Raw genomic sequence first — 15,008 nt, 5'->3', positions numbered from 1 at the left:
CCATCATGATTATCCGCCCCACCACCAACTGGTTTCGCATGCTGTTCGTATGGGATGGCTCGGTGCTGCAAGCCATCATCCCGCAATTGCTGCTGATGCTGGTCGTCAGTTCGCTGGCCTTGCTGACGGATGGCCGTATCTTCGGCGTCAAGATTCCGCTCGATACGGCGCCATTTCCCATGGTCGGCATCAGCCTGGCGATCTTTCTCGGCTTTCGCAACAACGCCAGCTATGCGCGCTTTGTCGAGGCGCGGCATATCTGGGGGCAATTGCTGATCGCCGCACGGGCCCTGGCTTCGCAGGCGATCACGTATCTGCCGCAGGAAACGAGCGGCCTGGACCGCGAGTTGCTGCTGCGCCGCCTGACCGCCTTCGTCTACGCGCTCAAGCACCAGCTGCGCCAGACAGATCCGCAGCAAGACCTGGCGCGCTACCTGCCGGCCGAGGAAGTGCAGCGCTTGCAAGGTATCCACTTCAAACCCGTCGCCGTGCTGCATGCGGTACGGGCCATGCTGTACGACGCCGTGCGGCGCCAGCCGGGCCAGACGCAGCTGCTGTGGATGCTCGACACGCAGCTCAACGACCTGGCCGCCACCGTGGCCGGCTGCGAGCGCATCAAGAACACGCCGATTCCATATCCGTATGGCGTGCTGGTGCACCGCACCGTCTATATGTACTGTTTTTTACTGCCGCTGGGCCTGGTGGACGCCATCGGCGTGGCCACGCCCCTCATTTCCGTCTTTGTTGCCTACACCCTGTTTGCGCTGGAAGCCATCGCGCAGCAGATCGCCGAACCGTTCGGCCTGGCGCCCAACTGCCTGGCCCTGAACGCCATGACGCGGGAAACGGAACGCTCGCTGCTGGAATTGAACGGCGACCCGCTGCCGCCATCGATCCAGCCCTGCCCGCGCTATCAAATCAATTAACGGGAGAACAGCATGGACTTTGATACCACTACCACCGAACGCGACGGTTTCCTGGAAGTTCCCATGGTGCGCCACCAGGCCGGTGTGGCCACGGCGGGCCACGACATGGTGGCCGAGGAGTATCCCGTAGCCCTCGTCTACAACGGCATCGCCCACGCGGTGATGATGGCCACGCCGCGCGACCTCGAGGAATTCGCCGTCGGCTTTACCTTGACGGAGGGCATCGTCGGCAGCGTACGCGACATCTACGACCTCGACGTGTGCTGCGGCGAGGACAGCGCGGAAGTGCGGCTGACCATCGCCCAGCCGGATTTGATCAAGCTCAAGGCCCGCCGCCGCGCGCTGACCGGGCGCACGGGCTGCGGCGTGTGCGGCATCGAAAGCCTGGCCTTGCTGGACCTGGTGCCGGAAAAGATCACGCGGCCCCTGCCGCCGCTGGTCGCCAGCAGCGCCATCCTCGGCCGCGCCGCGCGCGAACTGCTGCCGTACCAGGAACTGATGCACAAGACGGGCGGCGTGCATGCGGCCGCCTGGTGCACGGCCGAGGGCGCCATCGTGAAAGTGTTCGAGGACGTGGGCCGGCATAACGGCCTGGATAAACTGATCGGCTACCTGGCGCTGCATCGCATCGCCATGCACGACGGCTTCGTCTTCCTGTCCAGCCGCGCCAGCTATGAATTGGTGCGCAAGTCGGCGCGCATGCATATCGGGCTCGTCGCCACCATCTCGGCGCCCACCTCGCTGGCCATCCGCATCGCGCGCCAGGCCGGCATGCAACTGGCCAGCTTTTGCCGCCGCGACGGCTTTGTCGACTACACGACGCAGGCAAGTTGCCTTGATACTGCACAAATCCGCCACCCTGCCGCATAATGCGCCCATGTTCAAACTGACTTTTCTCGGCACGTCTTCCGGCGTGCCCACGCGCTACCGCAACGTCACGTCGCTGGCCCTGCAAACCACGCACAACCGCGACTGGTGGATGATCGATTGCGGCGAAGCGACGCAGCACCGGCTGCAGCGCATCCCCCTGTCCGTGCACGACCTGGTCGGCATCTGCATCACCCACGTGCATGGCGACCACAGCTACGGTCTGCCGGGCCTGCTGGCCAGCGCCTCGATGACGGGACGCAAGAGGCCCCTGCTGCTGATCGCCCCGGCCGCCATCAAGGCCTGGATCGATGCCACCTTGCTGCACACGGAACTGTTTTTGACGTACCCGCTGATCCATATCGACGTGGACAGCGCGCAAGTCGTGCATGAAGCAGCGGGCTTGACCATCGAGCGCCACGCGCTGTCGCACCGGGCGCCAAGCGTTGGCTACCGTTTTGCGCTGGAAACAAGCAGGTGGAAGCTGGACAAGCCGGCCCTGCTGGCGGCCGGCGTACCGCCCGGTCCCGCCTGGGGACTCTTGCAGGCGGGCCAGGATGCGACACTCGACGATGGTACGGTACTAGCGGCCGGCGCTTTCCGCCAGACGGAAACGCAGCGCGCCACGGTGGTGATCGGCGGCGACAACGACACGCCGTCGTTGCTGACGGACGCCTGCGCCGGCGCGCAACTGCTCGTGCATGAAGCCACCTACACGGAAGCGATGCTGCAGAAAGTGGGTCCCGGCCCCACGCACAGTTCCGTGCAGCGCGTGGCGCAGTTCGCCGAAGCGGTGCGCTTGCCAAACCTGATCCTCACCCACTTCAGCGCCCGCTATCACCATGCGGACGGCATGGCCGAGCTGGAAGCGGAAGCGCGGCTGCACTATTCAGGCAAGCTGTTCCTGGCGCGCGATTTCGACAGCTATGAGCTCGATGCGGCCGGCGAGCTGATCAAACTGCCGTTAAAACCAAATTAACAACGCCTGACAAAACCGTAGCGAGCGGAAGGAAGTTGTGGTCGAGAAGCGCAACTGTACGAAGGTACAGTGAGCATCGCAGACCGCAAATTACGACGCGCAGTAGGTTTTGTCAGGTGTTATTTTAGTGGGGATTGACGCCATATTGCGCCGCATACTCGGCCGCCAGCGCGCGCGCCGCCTGCTGCTGTGAGGGCGTAAGAATTTCCAGCAACTGGTCGCGGTTCTTGATCGATTGCGTGCTGCCCGCCTCGGCCGGCATGGCGATCCATGCATACGCTTGCACGTAATCGAGTTCCACGCCCTGCCCTTGCGCGTACAGCAAGCCGTATTCATTCTGCGCCGACAGGGAACCGGCTTCGGCCGCCTGCTTGTACCAGAACGCCGCCTCGGCAAAGTCTTGCGGTACGCCATCGCCCTTGCGGTACGCCTGCGCCAGGTTGAATTGCGACTGCCCATCGCCCGCCTCGGCCGCCTGGCGCCCGTAAGCCAGCGATTGCGCCATGTCTTGCGCGACGCCATCGCCGCTCGCATACATCAGGGCCAGGTTGGCCAGCGACGGCGGAAAGCCCGCCTGCGCTGCCGCCGTGAACAGTTCCACCGCTTTCGGCAAGTCTTGCGCCACACCATGGCCCTGGTAATACAGGCTGGCCAATAAATGCTGGCCGGCCGGATCGCCGGTGCGCGCGGCCGCGTCGAATTGCCTGAACGCCTCGGCGTGGTTATCGTCGTTATAAGCGAGGATGCCCGCTTCATTCAAAGATTCGGGAGAGGATGTCATCAGAATTCCTTATTCGGGGATTTTTTGGCATTGTACACAGCACTGTTCCGCGCAGAATGCACGATAGGGAATGGTGTGGCGCGTTGCCCAAATCATGCGTTATGATCATTCTCCGCATGATGCAATCTAGCCATTGCGCCCAATTGCCTGCCCAAGAATATCGCCATGAAACTGATTGCTCTGCTTTTATCCCTGATTTCCACCTCGGCTTATTGCGGCACCTTGCACCTGGACAAAGCCGCGACAGGCAAAGTACGGCAAGCCACGGATATCCGCTATGCGAATCACGATGAAAAACAGACTTACCAGCTGAAAATCGGCAAGCAGTGGATCAATGGCAGTTGCAGCAGCAGTGGCACGGGCAATTTGCACGCGCTGCTACTGGACATGAATTTCGACGGCCAGGCCGACCTGTGGGTCACCGGCTACACGGATAGCCAGGGGCGCATCCGATGTTCCGATGTGTGGCTGTGGGATGCGCCGGCGAAGCAATACCGTTTCAACAAACCACTATCAGCCATTCCGAATCTGGATATCAGCATGGCCGATCGAGCAATCAAAGGCGGCATCCCCAATTGCGGCTGCGCGGCACAATGTTTTTACGAAGACAGCTATAAGTGGCGGGCTGAAAAATTAATCGCCACCGCCCGGCGCGAACAGGATTGCGAACGCTACCGTGAATATCGCTTGAATGAAAAAAACGACTTGATCATCGTCAAGGATGAAATCATCGATAGCGGTAATCCTGGCCAGCAAGCCATCGAAAAGAAAAATATAGTTGACTGGCAACGCCATGCGCACATCATGCGCAAATCCTGGGAGTGATATTTACCCCCAATCCGACACCATCGAACAACACATATGACGACACATCCAGCATCGATTACTTTTCATGCCGCCAAAGCTGAAGACACGCCCGCGTTCATCGAATTGCGCGGCAAGACGCGGCAAAATGCCATCCCAAAAGAACGTCTGGCGGAAGTCGGTATCACGGCCGATTCCTGGGCGGAAATGATGCGTTCGGGCAGCCTGCCTGGCCAGGTCTGCCATCACGACGGCCAACTGGTCGGCTACTGCTTTGGCGAGCGCGACACGGGCGAAATCATCGTCCTGGCCCTGCTGCCGGAATTCGAAGGTTTAGGCATCGGCAAGACCTTGCTGGAACTGGTAATGGCGGAACTGCGGGCCCAAGGCCATCAGCGGCTGTTCCTCGGCTGCTCCAGCGATCCCGCCTCGCGCTCCTTCGGCTTTTACCGCTACCTGGGCTGGACGGCGACGGGCGAGACGGACAAGTATGGCGACGATGTGCTGGAGTTTCGCTTTACGGCCTAGGCGGTCAAGCGGTTGGCATCCCACACGCACATCAACTGCGTGATGGCAACGTCAAACACGGCGTAGCCAACGCCATCGCGGGCCTGAATCGACACGCCCGATAAAAAGCTGTCGAAGACGGATGCCAGCGCCGTTGCATCCGTATCTGCGGGCAATTCGCCGCTGGCCATGCCCCGCTCCACGCAGCGCACAAAGCCGGCGCGCGTGCGGGCGCGCGAAGCCGTCAGCGGTGCAGCCACGGCCGCATGCTCGGCCGTCGGCGCGCTCATGCAGCCAAGCGCCACCATGCAGCCGGGCGGATGTCCCGCATCGGACTGCATGCGGGACGACTGGCGCAAGGCCTGCTCGATGGCCGCGCGCGGCGCCAGGCCATCGTCCCACAGGCATTCCGTCACGCGGGCAAACGTGTCCAGATAGCATTGCGCCGCCTCGCGGAACAGCGCTTCCTTCGAACCGAACGCCGCATAAAAGCTGGGCGCGGAAATGCCGCCGCCCAGGCTCGCCTTGAGCTGGCTCAAGGACGTCGATTCATACCCCTGTTGCCAGAATAAAAACATGGCCTGTTCCACCGCTGCCTGCCGGTCGAACGTGCGCGGCCGTCCCATTTGCGCCATCCATCGCTCCTTCTCATCTGCTTATACGCTACTTACATACTACTCGATACAGAAGTCGTTGACAACGCGGCGCGCCATCGCCTATATTTATACTGATCGATACATATATACCGCTATAACGGTCGTGGGATTTCTGCGCCCGATTACTTTACAAGGATGTTTGCCGTGAATCACGCCACTATCACTACCGGAACCAGCCCAGTGCTGGCCGACCGCCTCCCCGTTGCCGGCCTGCTGGCCCTGGCCATGACGGGTTTTATCTGCATCGTTACTGAAACCTTGCCCGCCGGCTTGCTGCCGCAGATCAGCGCGGGGCTCGACATCAGCGCCGCGCTGGCCGGGCAAATGGTCACGGCCTACGCGCTCGGCTCCCTGCTGGCGGCCATTCCGCTCACCATCGCCACGCGCGGCTGGCGCCGCCGCAACGTGCTGCTGCTGACCATCATCGGCTTTCTCGTGTTCAATACCGTCACGGCCTTGTCGTCGCACTACTGGCTGACTCTGGCGGCCCGCTTCTTTGCCGGCATGGCGGCCGGGCTGGCGTGGAGCTTGCTCGCCGGCTACGCGCGTCGCATGGTGGCGCCGCATCAGCAAGGCCGTGCCCTGGCGCTGGCCATGGTGGGCGCCCCCGTCGCCCTGTCCCTGGGCGTGCCGCTGGGCACTTTGCTCGGCTCGCTCGTCGGCTGGCGCGCCGCGTTCTGGATCATTTCTGCACTGACATTGATCCTGATCGCCTGGGTGCTGGCGAAGGTGCCCGACTACCCGGGCCAGTCCGTCCATGAACGCCTGCCCCTGCGCCGCGTCTTCACGACGCCGGGCGTGCGCCCCGTGCTGGCCGTCGTCATCGCCTGGATGCTGGCCCACAACATTCTCTACACCTACATCGCCCCGTTCGTCGCGCCGGCCGGATTGACGCGGCGAATCGACCTGGTGCTGCTCGTCTTCGGCGCCGCCGCCATGGCCGGCATCTGGATCACGGGCAAGCTGGTCGAGCGCCACCTGCGCGCCACCGTGCTGGCCAGCCTGGCCGTGTTCGCCGCGACAGCCCTCGTGCTGGGTGTCGCGTCGCACATCCCCTTTGTAATCTACCTGGGCATGGCCGTCTGGGGCCTGAGCTTTGGCGGCGCGGCCACCCTGCTGCAAACGGCACTGGCCGACACGGCCGGCAGCGGTGCCGACGTGGCCTTGTCGATGAATGTCGTGGCGTGGAATGGCGCGATTGCGGCCGCGGGCGTGGTGGGCGGCGCCCTGCTGGAAACCTGGGGCGCGGACGCTTTCCCATGGGCGATGGTAAGCTTGCTGCTGCTGGCATTCGTGATCGCCTGGTCGGCCCGCGCGCACGGCTTCCGGCCGGGACGGCGCAGCGGCGGCGCGCCCGTGACCGGGCATTGAAAGACCCTATTTAAATAGCTGCCGGTACGTTCAGAATGCGGGGCACGTGGCCTGTATGCGCAAGGAAATCGACGAAGGCGGCATGCGACAGCGCCACCGTGGCCGTGTTGCGCAGCGGGTGGGCTTGCACTGAATCAGCGTCCCACACGGCCTGGTCCAGCAGCAGTTCCACCGCCTGCGCGCTGTCGTGGATCAGCGCAAACAGACTGACGGCCCCAGGCGTGATGCCCAGGTGCTGCAGCAGGCGTTCGGGCGAAGCCATGCTCAGCTTGCTCGACGGCAGCAAACGTCCCAGCGCCGCCAGGCCGATGCGCTTGTCGAAAGGCACGATGACGAGAAAATGCCGGCGCCCTTTCTCGTCGCGCACGAACAGGTTCTTCACCATCAGGCCGGACATGGCCGGCACATGAATCAGTGCTTCATCGATGGTGTGCACGGCCGGGTGCTCGACGAATGGGCAATCGCCGGCATTGCTTTCCAGCCAGCGGGACAGGGTTTCTTGCATGGTGATTCCTCAGCTCGGATGCGATGAGGAATTGTAGCGGGTCAATGCGTGGCGGGGATTGCCATCACGGCTTATTCTCTTGCTCTTTGTCGGCCTTGTCGGCAGCCGCCAGCCCCCAGTCATTCCAGCCTTCCCCAAACAGTTCGATCGGGTGCTGCGTGCGCTCGGAACCATTGCCACAACGCATGGCGTCCGGCGGACAATACTTGTCGCAGCCCCAGCAGATGCGTTCGGGGTTCTTGGGGTTCAGGGGAAAGGGCTTGGCCATGGGGGGGACGCAGTCGGTTGAAGTCTCCTTGTTGACTCTAGACCTGGCGCGTGAGGCGGTCAAACGAATTCCAGTGAGGAATTTGTCCAAGGTCAATTCTATGCAGATGGCTCGTGTGGCTGAAAGACACAATACCCTTCCAGCACGATACGCGCCACATTGACACTGCCGTCAGCGGCCGGCTGCTCCTTGAGTTCGTCCAGCGCATACACCATCGTCACCATGGCGCCAGGCACGAACAGCTTGGTATCCTGCTTGCGGTGCGTGTAGATGCTCTCGTCGAATGTCGAGCCATCCGCCAGGCGCAAGGTAAAACTGTTGACTTGATCGCCACGCCGGCTATCCTGGCCCGCGAAATACGTGCGCTCGATCCTGCCCGTCACCGTTTGCGTCTGGATGCGCCCGGCTTTGATGCTTTCCCACCATTCGTCCGAAGCGAACAGGCCTTGGCTGCCTTTCAGGCCCATGCGGGGCCTGGAACTGTCGAGAGTGAGAGATCGGGTCTTGGCGATACGGGCCGGGTCTTGTGCCAGGGCTTCGGCGAGGGTGTAGACAGGTTTCATCAGGGCGCAGGAATGGCTTGAAGCGCTCACTCAATGTTTGCGCCGAATGACGAAAGCATTGCCGGCAGGCTCAAAACCAAGTGTCGGATAATAGGACATGGCATCGGGGGCGGACAGCAATATCAAGGACACTTCCTCGCCGATGATGGCCTGGGTGCGTTTGACAAGTTCTTTGCCGATACCGAGGCCCTGGTACTGCTTGTCTACGGCCAAGTCCGAGAGATAGCAGCAATACGCATGGTCGGTCAGCGAACGGGCCAGCCCCACAAGCTCGCCATCCACCCATGCCGACAGCACCAGGCAAGGCGCGGCAAACATGCGCGCGATTCGCGGAAGGTTGCTGGTGGGCCGCTTGATGCCGGATTGCTCGAACACACGAACAACGTCCAGCGGATCAAGGGGAAAGTTATGACGATATTCGATAGTGGTGTTTTTCATTGGTTCACGGGGGTAAGAAGATTGCGCATGGGAGACCTTTGCCATGGGGATAGTATCACCAGCGATGATTGAGGCATATGGACGCTAGGGCATCAGTGAACAGCCTGGGGGCCTCTTGGCCTTGCGCTGATGCTTGGCCGCCTGTACTGCGGGCGGAGGCGGCACCGCATCGCCGGGATGTCCATTCAGTTATTAGGGCGCCTCCAATCTGTTAAAATAGTTGAAAATTTTAATGATCAAATCATGAATAACCTGAACTTTTCAAATACAAAGAATGTGCTGAGCAAATGAAAGCCATTATATTCTGCACCAGCTTTATAAAAGATGCCCCATCATGGGGAAGTCGGTATCAGCGGTGGCTCGATTATTACAAAGATGTTCCTATCAATGCGGTAAAGAAGATAATGATCGATGACGGATCGCCATTTCTTCCACCTGCCGAAATCATCAATACAGTTTCCCATAGCGCTCCGCTGGCGTCGAATGGCGATAAAAATCTCATCATTCGCTTCGATAACAATCTGGGACGACAAAGCGGGGCCGACTACCCTGGCTGGTGGCGCAGCTTTCTCCACTCGGTCAAGGTGGCAAATGAATTAGGCGTGGATAAGATCATCCATATCGAGTCGGACGCCTATATCATGACGCCGCGCCTGGTGAATTTCATCAATGAAATCGAATCAGGCTGGAATGTCCTGTGGTCGCCGCGCTATCGCTTTCCGGAAACTGCCATTCAAGTTATCTGCAGAGATCAATTTGAAATTTTTGAGAAATTCAAGGAAAACCATCCCGATTATTCATTTCCGGATATTGCGGAAAGGTTGCTTCCTTTCACTACTGTGCACAAGCAGTTCAAAGGCGACCGCTACAGCGATTTCACGAAAAACAGATGGATATTCCGCTCGAAAAAATTCAACAAAATCCCCATTTTTAAACATGTGTTTTTCTGGGAAACCATACCGCCGGATGCGGACTTTGTTACGCAGGGTATTGACCGTCAGGAGTTTGTTTATAGACGCGGTGAAGTACCTTGATTTTGTGAGTGGGGCGAAGTTGCCGATTTTGATAGTAAATATGTTGCTACCGTTACGATTGAATAAACGCGTGTGCACCGCCCTTGTCGGCGTTCTTGCCGCCGGTGCCGCATCGGCATTCGCTGCTACGCTTGACGAGGATCGGACACGCGGTGACATACATGGATTGTTTGAAATCAGGGATGCAGCAGTAAAATTCATGGCTGCCGAGAATTCCAAAAATGGAACAAGCTGGCAGGTATTGGAGCCGAACCGGAAGATTCTGGTGGCAAAATGTGCAGTAGCTTTACGGGTGAGATGGGCTCCGAAGAGCCATGGCCTGTCTGGACCGAATGTTGCTGTGAATTGCGGCAAGACCGTAAAGCCCACGATACAACATAAATGGGAAGTGTTTGTGCCGGTCGATAAGGGGCCGGTCGCGCGTAAATGATCAGGTGAGGATTGAAGAAACGAACTGATGCGTTGGGTGCTGTGAAAGCTGGCTCAATCGAAATCTGATTAGATAATCGAACGCGCGCCCACAGCGCGCGGAGCTGCCGCGCGGCGGCAACGGCTTGGCCACGTTCAGCATTACCAGAGCGAAGCTCCGCCAAGGACGAGGCTACAGTACTTGGGCGGCACTACTCCGCCGTAGTCGGATCAATGACCGAGATGACCTCCGACACGCGGCTTGCAGGGAAGCCGCCTAGCTGGGCATGTTCGCGAACCAGCTCTTCATTTGCAGCAATGTAAACACAGTAGATTTTATCGCCGGTCACATAACTTTGGAGCCATTGAATTTGTGGTCCCATCTTGTTTAGTACACCGCATGACTTCTGCGAAATGGCTTGAAGCTCTTGCTCTGATAACTTTCCAGCCCCGGGAATATCACGCTCAATAACATACTTTGGCATAGCGCTCTCCTTATGAGGTTTCCTGGCGAGTACAGCACTCGCCGGTGCCATGCGTCACACATGCCGTGACGTCTATTCGTTATACACCACGCTGGCTGGTTAGTATTATTTGAATTACCACAAAATGCCGATACGCGTCCATGCGGCGCGCGGGGCTAGCCACTAGCGCATCGGGGAATGGCTGCCGCATCACTCGATATCGGCCGCCTATTCTTTGCCATCATGGGAGGGTCATGTCCAAACCGACCATCCTGACAACGACGAAGGTGACGAGTCCCAGGCCCATGAGCAATAGCACGAAACCTGCGACCACCTTCCCACTCGCGCGCAGCACAGCGCGATTCTGCTTCGCCTTGTCCTTATCCTTCTTCCCTTGATCGTAATGCCACTTGATGGCGAAGAACATGCCCGTGCCGAGCACGAGAGCCTTGAAGGTAACGAAAACTATAGGGGTCCAATCCAGCATTTTAAGTATTTCCAGTCTATTACTTGACACTATCTATCGTGAGGAGCACTGCCTCAAAACGCTGCTTCAGCAGCTTCTGCTCCAACCATCCCCCAGGCATCCTGTTTGACTCTTTCATTATAGCTAGCTATGAAATAACCATGGCATCAAGCGCAGCGACGTGCCGAATGCAGATGAGAGAGGAGAAACGTCAGCGACTGCCATGCAAGATTGGTGTTGCTGCACGTTATGATGCATACTACCTTAAAACAATCTCCATACATTGAGACAAAATGTCCCAGTTGAAAACCATACAAGATGAGCATTTGACTACCTGGTTGCCGCGATTGCTGGCGCACGGGGGGCCACGTTTTTTGCAGATTGCCGACGCCTTGCAGGCGGCGGTGGCAGATGGATCGTTGACACCGGGCGACCGTCTGCCTCCACAGCGCCACCTGGCAGCACAGCTGGACGTCGACCTGACGACGATCACGCGTGCCTACGACGAAGCCAGGCGACGTAACTTGCTGGAGGGCCGCGGCGCTCGCGGCACGTATGTCGCGGCGCCGAAAGTCGAATTGACCGCTATCCTCGACCTCTCCATGAATACCCCGCCACCGCCCGATGGCGTGGACTTCGACGACATGCTGAAACAAGGTTTGTCGCAAGTATTGATGCGAGCAGACAATGAGTTACTGATGACTTACCACTTGGGCGGAGGAAGCGACTCCGACCGTCAGGCTGGCGCCAAATGGCTGGCACCGATGTTTGGACATCTGGATTCTCGACAGGTTGTCGTCTGTCCCGGTGCGCAAGCGGCAATCGCCGCACTGATCCTTGCGCTGACGGAACCTGGCGATGTCATCCTGGCAGAACCGACGAGTTATCCCGGCTTGCGTGCCGCAGCGACCCAATTCGGCCGGTACGTCATTGCCGTGGAAGCGGACAAGCACGGGATGCTGCCCGAGATGCTTGAGCAAGCATGCAGCCAGCGCAAGCCCCGGCTGGTCTACCTCAATCCGACATTACAGAATCCGACCGCCATTACCATGCCGGAACGCCGGCGCAAGGAGCTCGCCAGCATCGCGCAGCGCTGCAATGTACGCATCGTCGAGGACGATCCCTATTGGCTGCTTGCCGATGCCCCGCCGCCGCCTGTCGCCACGTTTGCCCCGGAACAGGTGGTCTACATCTCCACCCTGTCAAAATGCCTGACGCCCGGCTTGCGTGTCGCCTTCGTGCTGATACGCGACCCATACGAACGCGAACGCTTCCTGGTCGCGCTCAGATCATTTGCGCTGATGGTCGCCCCTTTGACAGCCGCACTGGCCACGCAGTGGATACTCGACGGTTCGGCTGACGGATTGCTGGCAGGCGTACGCAAGGAGGCGCGCCTGCGCCACCGGATGGCCCGCGATATTCTGGCGGGGCGCTACAGCGGCGCTGGAGATGGCCTGCATGTATGGCTCGAGTTGCCGGCATATTGGAACTCATCACAACTTGCGCATGCAGCCGCCAGCTACGGCATCGCAGTCACGCCGGCGGAGGCATTCGCCACTGGCAGCGGATCCGTGAATGCCATTCGTATCTCTTTGGGCAGCATCAAGGACCGTGGACGCTTGCAGGCGGGTCTGCAACGGCTGTCTCATCTGCTTGCGCGGCGACCCGAGTCATTTAGTGCTGCTGTGGTTTAAGTGTTTGCGGGCAGGTGTCAGTTCTTGGTCAGTTTGAGCTAGTCCGGCTTTCAGACACGGACTAATGCATTGGGCGCTGTGGAAGCTGGCGCAGCCGAAAAGCTGATTAGAACCACGAACGCGCGCCCACGGCGCGCGGGGCTGCCGCGCAGCGGCAGCAGGTGGAGGATTCGGCGCGGGCTGGGCAGGTAGGCCCAGCCCTTCGAATCTCACACGCAGGGCGCGCAGGCGCCCTGCTCGCTTCCGCCAGGCAATAAAAAACCGCCCGAAGGCGGTTTCTTTATTCCTGGCGGAAGCGGTGTAATGCGAATATCTAGGTTTTATGCAGCTTTCAAGACGCCATACTCCAACCGTACCTACCATACTACCTACACATAAAGATCGCTACAAAAAGACGTGTATACCTGCACCAATCATCATCACCGGGGCGACATGCTGCAGCTCAACTACGGCGGCGTGGCCGCCGGCTGCCAGGTCACCGTGCTGATCGATCAATCACAGCTGGCTGACTGGGCATCATCAGGCACCCACTACTTCCGTACCAAGGCGGATGAAGAACCATCAGTAATAATCTCCCCAACCGCCGACTCGGAAAGAGACTGATATACATTAATCAACATTTCGCAATCTAGCATGCAATAAACCGAAACGGCATGCCATTGCATAATTTCTTTCCAAATAGCAATTAGGTACCTATGCAACAGTATTTTCAGTACAAAAAAATATTCTTTTTTTGTGCAATATTAATAATAAGTGTTTTTATTTTAGCAACCATTCGAAATTTATGCCCGTATAGTAGAAACGGGCTATCTAAGTGAAAGTAGCGATATAAAAATATAACATTGATAACTGTTAGTATTAGTGATAATTTGTCATCGCAACATGGTTTTTTGAAACATTAATCGCTTTTCAGGGGAGATCAAGATGAAACTAAAGTCACTCATCGCAGTGGCAGTACTGAGCGCTGCTTCCATCGGTAGCGCCAACGCTACCGCCTACACCGTCAACCTCGTTAACACCACCGGCAATCTGTGGACCAGCGGCTTCAGCGCCGTGCCCAGCCCGCTCGGCGACTTCACCGATACCTTCACGTTCACACCGAACGCGACCTTCGGTTCCACCGCGCAAGCCTTCCTGGCTAACCTCTCCGTCACGGGTTCGGACAGTTCCTCCATCCAGTTCACCAGCGCCGACCTGAACGGCATTGGACTGACCGGCTTTGGCGGCCCCACCGTCTTTGGCTATGCCCAGGGTGAGATACTCGCACCAACGAGCATCCTGTTCAATGGCCCGCTGGTCTTGACCGTGATGGGGAATACCAAGGGCGGCAGCTATGGCGGCGTCTTCAACCTGAACCTGGCTCCTGTTCCTGAACCGGAAACCTATGGCATGCTCTTGGCTGGCCTGGGCATACTGGGCTTCCTGGCACGGCGTCGGAAACAATCTTGAGTGCTCCTCCAAAAAGACGCCGCGGCGTCTTTTTTGTTCAGATCGACCAAATTGGTTTCCAAGTTGCTGGATTTACGTCCAACACCAATACAGAAAATAAAAAAAAGCCCCAAAGTTGGGGACTTTGGAGCTTTAACATAGTATTACGCACGAGCTATTATTACTTTATAGGTCACACGATGGATGATGTCAAGAAAGTCAGATGCCGGCTCACGGACTGATGCGTTGGGTCTATGGAAGCTGGATCAGTTGAAAAGCTGATTAGAACCACGACTACCAATCTAGTTACACACGATCATCGGTACATAAAAGTCTTTACGTACCCGTGCCCTCAGCACAACGCGTACAAGGAATAACGTTCGCCTTTCCTATCCGATATCATCGGTGCGGTGAAGTAAATTCATTCGCTGACGCTCCAAGATGACCCTCAACACAACTGTCAGCATGGCGCCGATGTGCGCAGGTGCATTTTCTCTTTGAAATTTGCTACCAATCAAAAGTAATCGGCTTTGTACCTCAACCAAGTCAACACTGGCAACGTTAGCGACAATCAGGTCACCCAACTCAAGGCCAAGCAAGTTGTAAAACTCACGCTCTTGGTCAAACTGTTCCGAGTGTCCGTCAGAGACAAGGATATCTGAATTCATTCTTACCTCCTGGAAAACCCCGGGGGAAATGCAAATTCAATAACAAAATGACGAGCCAATACTACAATGCTAACGTAAATGCCGACTTGCTCCGGTCGAGACATAGCCTTGTGGCATACAAAGCTATTGATCTAGATCAATACTATCGGGTATTTCTGACTTCTTGCAAGCTCGTCAGAAC

20 protein-coding genes are annotated in these 15,008 nt (G+C 58.1%); 11 read left to right on the top strand and 9 right to left on the bottom strand.

The window, feature by feature from the left end; translation table 11 throughout:
- Window positions 1-5 precede the first annotated feature (5 nt).
- Genes SKZ59_RS24685 through SKZ59_RS24675 form a run of 3 tightly spaced genes read left to right on the top strand, consistent with a single transcriptional unit; the run spans window position 6 to window position 2,772 of the window.
- Window positions 6-926, top strand: a complete 921-nt coding sequence (locus tag SKZ59_RS24685; RefSeq protein WP_034759046.1) for a bestrophin family protein — start codon at window positions 6-8, stop codon at window positions 924-926.
- Between the two features lie 12 nt (window positions 927-938).
- Window positions 939-1,796 (top strand): formate dehydrogenase accessory sulfurtransferase FdhD, encoded by an 858-nt coding sequence (fdhD, locus tag SKZ59_RS24680; RefSeq protein WP_413774596.1) that lies wholly within the window; start codon window positions 939-941, stop codon window positions 1,794-1,796.
- Between the two features lie 7 nt (window positions 1,797-1,803).
- Complete coding sequence (locus tag SKZ59_RS24675; protein ID WP_319993249.1) at window positions 1,804-2,772, top strand: ribonuclease Z; 969 nt, start codon at window positions 1,804-1,806, stop codon at window positions 2,770-2,772.
- Between the two features lie 124 nt (window positions 2,773-2,896).
- Here the strand turns inward: SKZ59_RS24675 and SKZ59_RS24670 are convergent, their stop codons facing one another.
- Window positions 2,897-3,553 carry a tetratricopeptide repeat protein gene (locus tag SKZ59_RS24670; RefSeq protein WP_319993248.1) on the bottom strand — a complete coding sequence of 219 codons (657 nt, stop codon included), beginning with the start codon at window positions 3,551-3,553 and terminating at the stop codon, window positions 2,897-2,899.
- Between the two features lie 165 nt (window positions 3,554-3,718).
- Here SKZ59_RS24670 and SKZ59_RS24665 point away from each other — a divergent pair, with 165 nt between their 5' ends.
- Both SKZ59_RS24665 and SKZ59_RS24660 read left to right on the top strand, forming a co-directional pair.
- On the top strand, window positions 3,719-4,378 hold the full coding sequence (locus tag SKZ59_RS24665) for an XAC2610-related protein (RefSeq protein WP_319993247.1): 660 nt from the start codon (window positions 3,719-3,721) through the stop codon (window positions 4,376-4,378).
- Window positions 4,379-4,414: 36 nt separating this feature from the next.
- A complete protein-coding gene (locus SKZ59_RS24660; protein WP_319993246.1) occupies window positions 4,415-4,885 on the top strand; it encodes a GNAT family N-acetyltransferase in 471 nt (156 codons plus the stop codon).
- Here the strand turns inward: SKZ59_RS24660 and SKZ59_RS24655 are convergent.
- Window positions 4,882-5,499, bottom strand: a complete 618-nt coding sequence (locus tag SKZ59_RS24655; RefSeq protein ID WP_319993245.1) for a TetR/AcrR family transcriptional regulator — start codon at window positions 5,497-5,499, stop codon at window positions 4,882-4,884. The two genes, SKZ59_RS24660 and SKZ59_RS24655, sit on opposite strands and share 4 nt — an antisense overlap.
- Before the next feature lie 156 nt (window positions 5,500-5,655).
- Between SKZ59_RS24655 and SKZ59_RS24650 the strand changes: the two genes are divergently transcribed.
- Window positions 5,656-6,891, top strand: coding sequence for an MFS transporter (locus SKZ59_RS24650; RefSeq protein WP_413774595.1), 1,236 nt, complete (start codon window positions 5,656-5,658; stop codon window positions 6,889-6,891).
- A gap of 10 nt (window positions 6,892-6,901) precedes the next feature.
- Here the strand turns inward: SKZ59_RS24650 and SKZ59_RS24645 are convergent, their stop codons facing one another.
- From SKZ59_RS24645 to SKZ59_RS24630, 4 genes are all read right to left on the bottom strand, one after another.
- Window positions 6,902-7,396: a prolyl-tRNA synthetase associated domain-containing protein gene (locus tag SKZ59_RS24645; protein WP_319993244.1), complete on the bottom strand. Its 495-nt coding sequence runs from the start codon at window positions 7,394-7,396 to the stop codon at window positions 6,902-6,904.
- Window positions 7,397-7,460: 64 nt separating this feature from the next.
- A complete protein-coding gene (locus tag SKZ59_RS24640) occupies window positions 7,461-7,664 on the bottom strand; it encodes a DUF3079 domain-containing protein (protein ID WP_034759072.1) in 204 nt (67 codons plus the stop codon).
- A gap of 98 nt (window positions 7,665-7,762) precedes the next feature.
- The gene (locus tag SKZ59_RS24635; RefSeq protein WP_051992027.1) at window positions 7,763-8,227 is read right to left on the bottom strand and encodes a hypothetical protein; all 465 of its coding nucleotides are present in this window, start codon (window positions 8,225-8,227) and stop codon (window positions 7,763-7,765) included.
- A 30-nt stretch (window positions 8,228-8,257) separates the two neighbouring features.
- Complete coding sequence (locus SKZ59_RS24630; protein ID WP_034759076.1) at window positions 8,258-8,665, bottom strand: GNAT family N-acetyltransferase; 408 nt, start codon at window positions 8,663-8,665, stop codon at window positions 8,258-8,260.
- Between the two features lie 287 nt (window positions 8,666-8,952).
- Here SKZ59_RS24630 and SKZ59_RS24625 point away from each other — a divergent pair, with 287 nt between their 5' ends.
- Together SKZ59_RS24625 and SKZ59_RS24620 are read left to right on the top strand one after the other, a co-directional pair.
- Window positions 8,953-9,699, top strand: coding sequence for a hypothetical protein (locus SKZ59_RS24625; RefSeq protein ID WP_319993243.1), 747 nt, complete (start codon window positions 8,953-8,955; stop codon window positions 9,697-9,699).
- Window positions 9,686-10,129: a hypothetical protein gene (locus SKZ59_RS24620; protein WP_319993242.1), complete on the top strand. Its 444-nt coding sequence runs from the start codon at window positions 9,686-9,688 to the stop codon at window positions 10,127-10,129. The genes SKZ59_RS24625 and SKZ59_RS24620 overlap by 14 nt, the downstream gene beginning before the upstream one ends.
- 190 nt (window positions 10,130-10,319) lie before the next feature.
- Here SKZ59_RS24620 and SKZ59_RS24615 read toward each other — a convergent pair whose 3' ends face one another.
- Together SKZ59_RS24615 and SKZ59_RS24610 are read right to left on the bottom strand one after the other, a co-directional pair.
- On the bottom strand, window positions 10,320-10,592 hold the full coding sequence (locus SKZ59_RS24615) for a DUF4242 domain-containing protein (RefSeq protein WP_319993241.1): 273 nt from the start codon (window positions 10,590-10,592) through the stop codon (window positions 10,320-10,322).
- Window positions 10,593-10,812: 220 nt separating this feature from the next.
- Window positions 10,813-11,058, bottom strand: a complete 246-nt coding sequence (locus SKZ59_RS24610; RefSeq protein WP_034759085.1) for a hypothetical protein — start codon at window positions 11,056-11,058, stop codon at window positions 10,813-10,815.
- Between the two features lie 272 nt (window positions 11,059-11,330).
- On the opposite strand from SKZ59_RS24610, the gene SKZ59_RS24605 reads away from it, so the two are divergent.
- The 3 genes from SKZ59_RS24605 to SKZ59_RS24595 all read left to right on the top strand — a co-directional run bounded on the left by SKZ59_RS24605 (window position 11,331) and on the right by SKZ59_RS24595 (window position 14,180).
- Entirely contained in the window at window positions 11,331-12,731 is a 1,401-nt protein-coding gene (locus SKZ59_RS24605; protein ID WP_319993240.1) for a PLP-dependent aminotransferase family protein, read from the top strand.
- 432 nt (window positions 12,732-13,163) lie between these two features.
- Window positions 13,164-13,334 (top strand): hypothetical protein, encoded by a 171-nt coding sequence (locus SKZ59_RS24600; protein WP_319993239.1) that lies wholly within the window; start codon window positions 13,164-13,166, stop codon window positions 13,332-13,334.
- A 321-nt stretch (window positions 13,335-13,655) separates the two neighbouring features.
- The gene (locus tag SKZ59_RS24595; protein ID WP_070304142.1) at window positions 13,656-14,180 is read left to right on the top strand and encodes an FxDxF family PEP-CTERM protein; all 525 of its coding nucleotides are present in this window, start codon (window positions 13,656-13,658) and stop codon (window positions 14,178-14,180) included.
- A gap of 368 nt (window positions 14,181-14,548) precedes the next feature.
- On the opposite strand, the gene SKZ59_RS24590 is transcribed toward SKZ59_RS24595, so the two are convergent.
- Complete coding sequence (locus SKZ59_RS24590; protein ID WP_319993238.1) at window positions 14,549-14,827, bottom strand: hypothetical protein; 279 nt, start codon at window positions 14,825-14,827, stop codon at window positions 14,549-14,551.
- Window positions 14,828-15,008 lie beyond the last annotated feature (181 nt).

This window comes from Janthinobacterium sp. GMG2 (assembly GCF_033949445.1).
In the GTDB taxonomy this organism is placed as follows: domain Bacteria; phylum Pseudomonadota; class Gammaproteobacteria; order Burkholderiales; family Burkholderiaceae_D; genus Janthinobacterium; species Janthinobacterium aestuarii.
This window is presented reverse-complemented; position numbering and strand designations above follow the sequence as displayed.

Bases quoted from the DNA above. Each gene is read 5' to 3' on its own strand.
- SKZ59_RS24600 (WP_319993239.1), top strand. From the start codon at position 13,164: ATGCTGCAGCTCAACTACGGCGGCGTGGCCGCCGGCTGCCAGGTCACC.
- SKZ59_RS24675 (WP_319993249.1), top strand. From the start codon at position 1,804: ATGTTCAAACTGACTTTTCTCGGCACGTCTTCCGGCGTGCCCACGCGC.
- SKZ59_RS24655 (WP_319993245.1), bottom strand. From the start codon at position 5,499: ATGGCGCAAATGGGACGGCCGCGCACGTTCGACCGGCAGGCAGCGGTG.
- fdhD (WP_413774596.1), top strand. From the start codon at position 939: ATGGACTTTGATACCACTACCACCGAACGCGACGGTTTCCTGGAAGTT.
- SKZ59_RS24590 (WP_319993238.1), bottom strand. From the start codon at position 14,827: ATGAATTCAGATATCCTTGTCTCTGACGGACACTCGGAACAGTTTGAC.
- SKZ59_RS24685 (WP_034759046.1), top strand. From the start codon at position 6: ATGATTATCCGCCCCACCACCAACTGGTTTCGCATGCTGTTCGTATGG.
- SKZ59_RS24615 (WP_319993241.1), bottom strand. From the start codon at position 10,592: ATGCCAAAGTATGTTATTGAGCGTGATATTCCCGGGGCTGGAAAGTTA.
- SKZ59_RS24650 (WP_413774595.1), top strand. From the start codon at position 5,656: ATGTTTGCCGTGAATCACGCCACTATCACTACCGGAACCAGCCCAGTG.
- SKZ59_RS24670 (WP_319993248.1), bottom strand. From the start codon at position 3,553: ATGACATCCTCTCCCGAATCTTTGAATGAAGCGGGCATCCTCGCTTAT.
- SKZ59_RS24595 (WP_070304142.1), top strand. From the start codon at position 13,656: ATGAAACTAAAGTCACTCATCGCAGTGGCAGTACTGAGCGCTGCTTCC.
- SKZ59_RS24625 (WP_319993243.1), top strand. From the start codon at position 8,953: ATGAAAGCCATTATATTCTGCACCAGCTTTATAAAAGATGCCCCATCA.
- SKZ59_RS24640 (WP_034759072.1), bottom strand. From the start codon at position 7,664: ATGGCCAAGCCCTTTCCCCTGAACCCCAAGAACCCCGAACGCATCTGC.
- SKZ59_RS24635 (WP_051992027.1), bottom strand. From the start codon at position 8,227: ATGAAACCTGTCTACACCCTCGCCGAAGCCCTGGCACAAGACCCGGCC.
- SKZ59_RS24605 (WP_319993240.1), top strand. From the start codon at position 11,331: ATGTCCCAGTTGAAAACCATACAAGATGAGCATTTGACTACCTGGTTG.
- SKZ59_RS24610 (WP_034759085.1), bottom strand. From the start codon at position 11,058: ATGCTGGATTGGACCCCTATAGTTTTCGTTACCTTCAAGGCTCTCGTG.
- SKZ59_RS24645 (WP_319993244.1), bottom strand. From the start codon at position 7,396: ATGCAAGAAACCCTGTCCCGCTGGCTGGAAAGCAATGCCGGCGATTGC.
- SKZ59_RS24660 (WP_319993246.1), top strand. From the start codon at position 4,415: ATGACGACACATCCAGCATCGATTACTTTTCATGCCGCCAAAGCTGAA.
- SKZ59_RS24630 (WP_034759076.1), bottom strand. From the start codon at position 8,665: ATGAAAAACACCACTATCGAATATCGTCATAACTTTCCCCTTGATCCG.
- SKZ59_RS24665 (WP_319993247.1), top strand. From the start codon at position 3,719: ATGAAACTGATTGCTCTGCTTTTATCCCTGATTTCCACCTCGGCTTAT.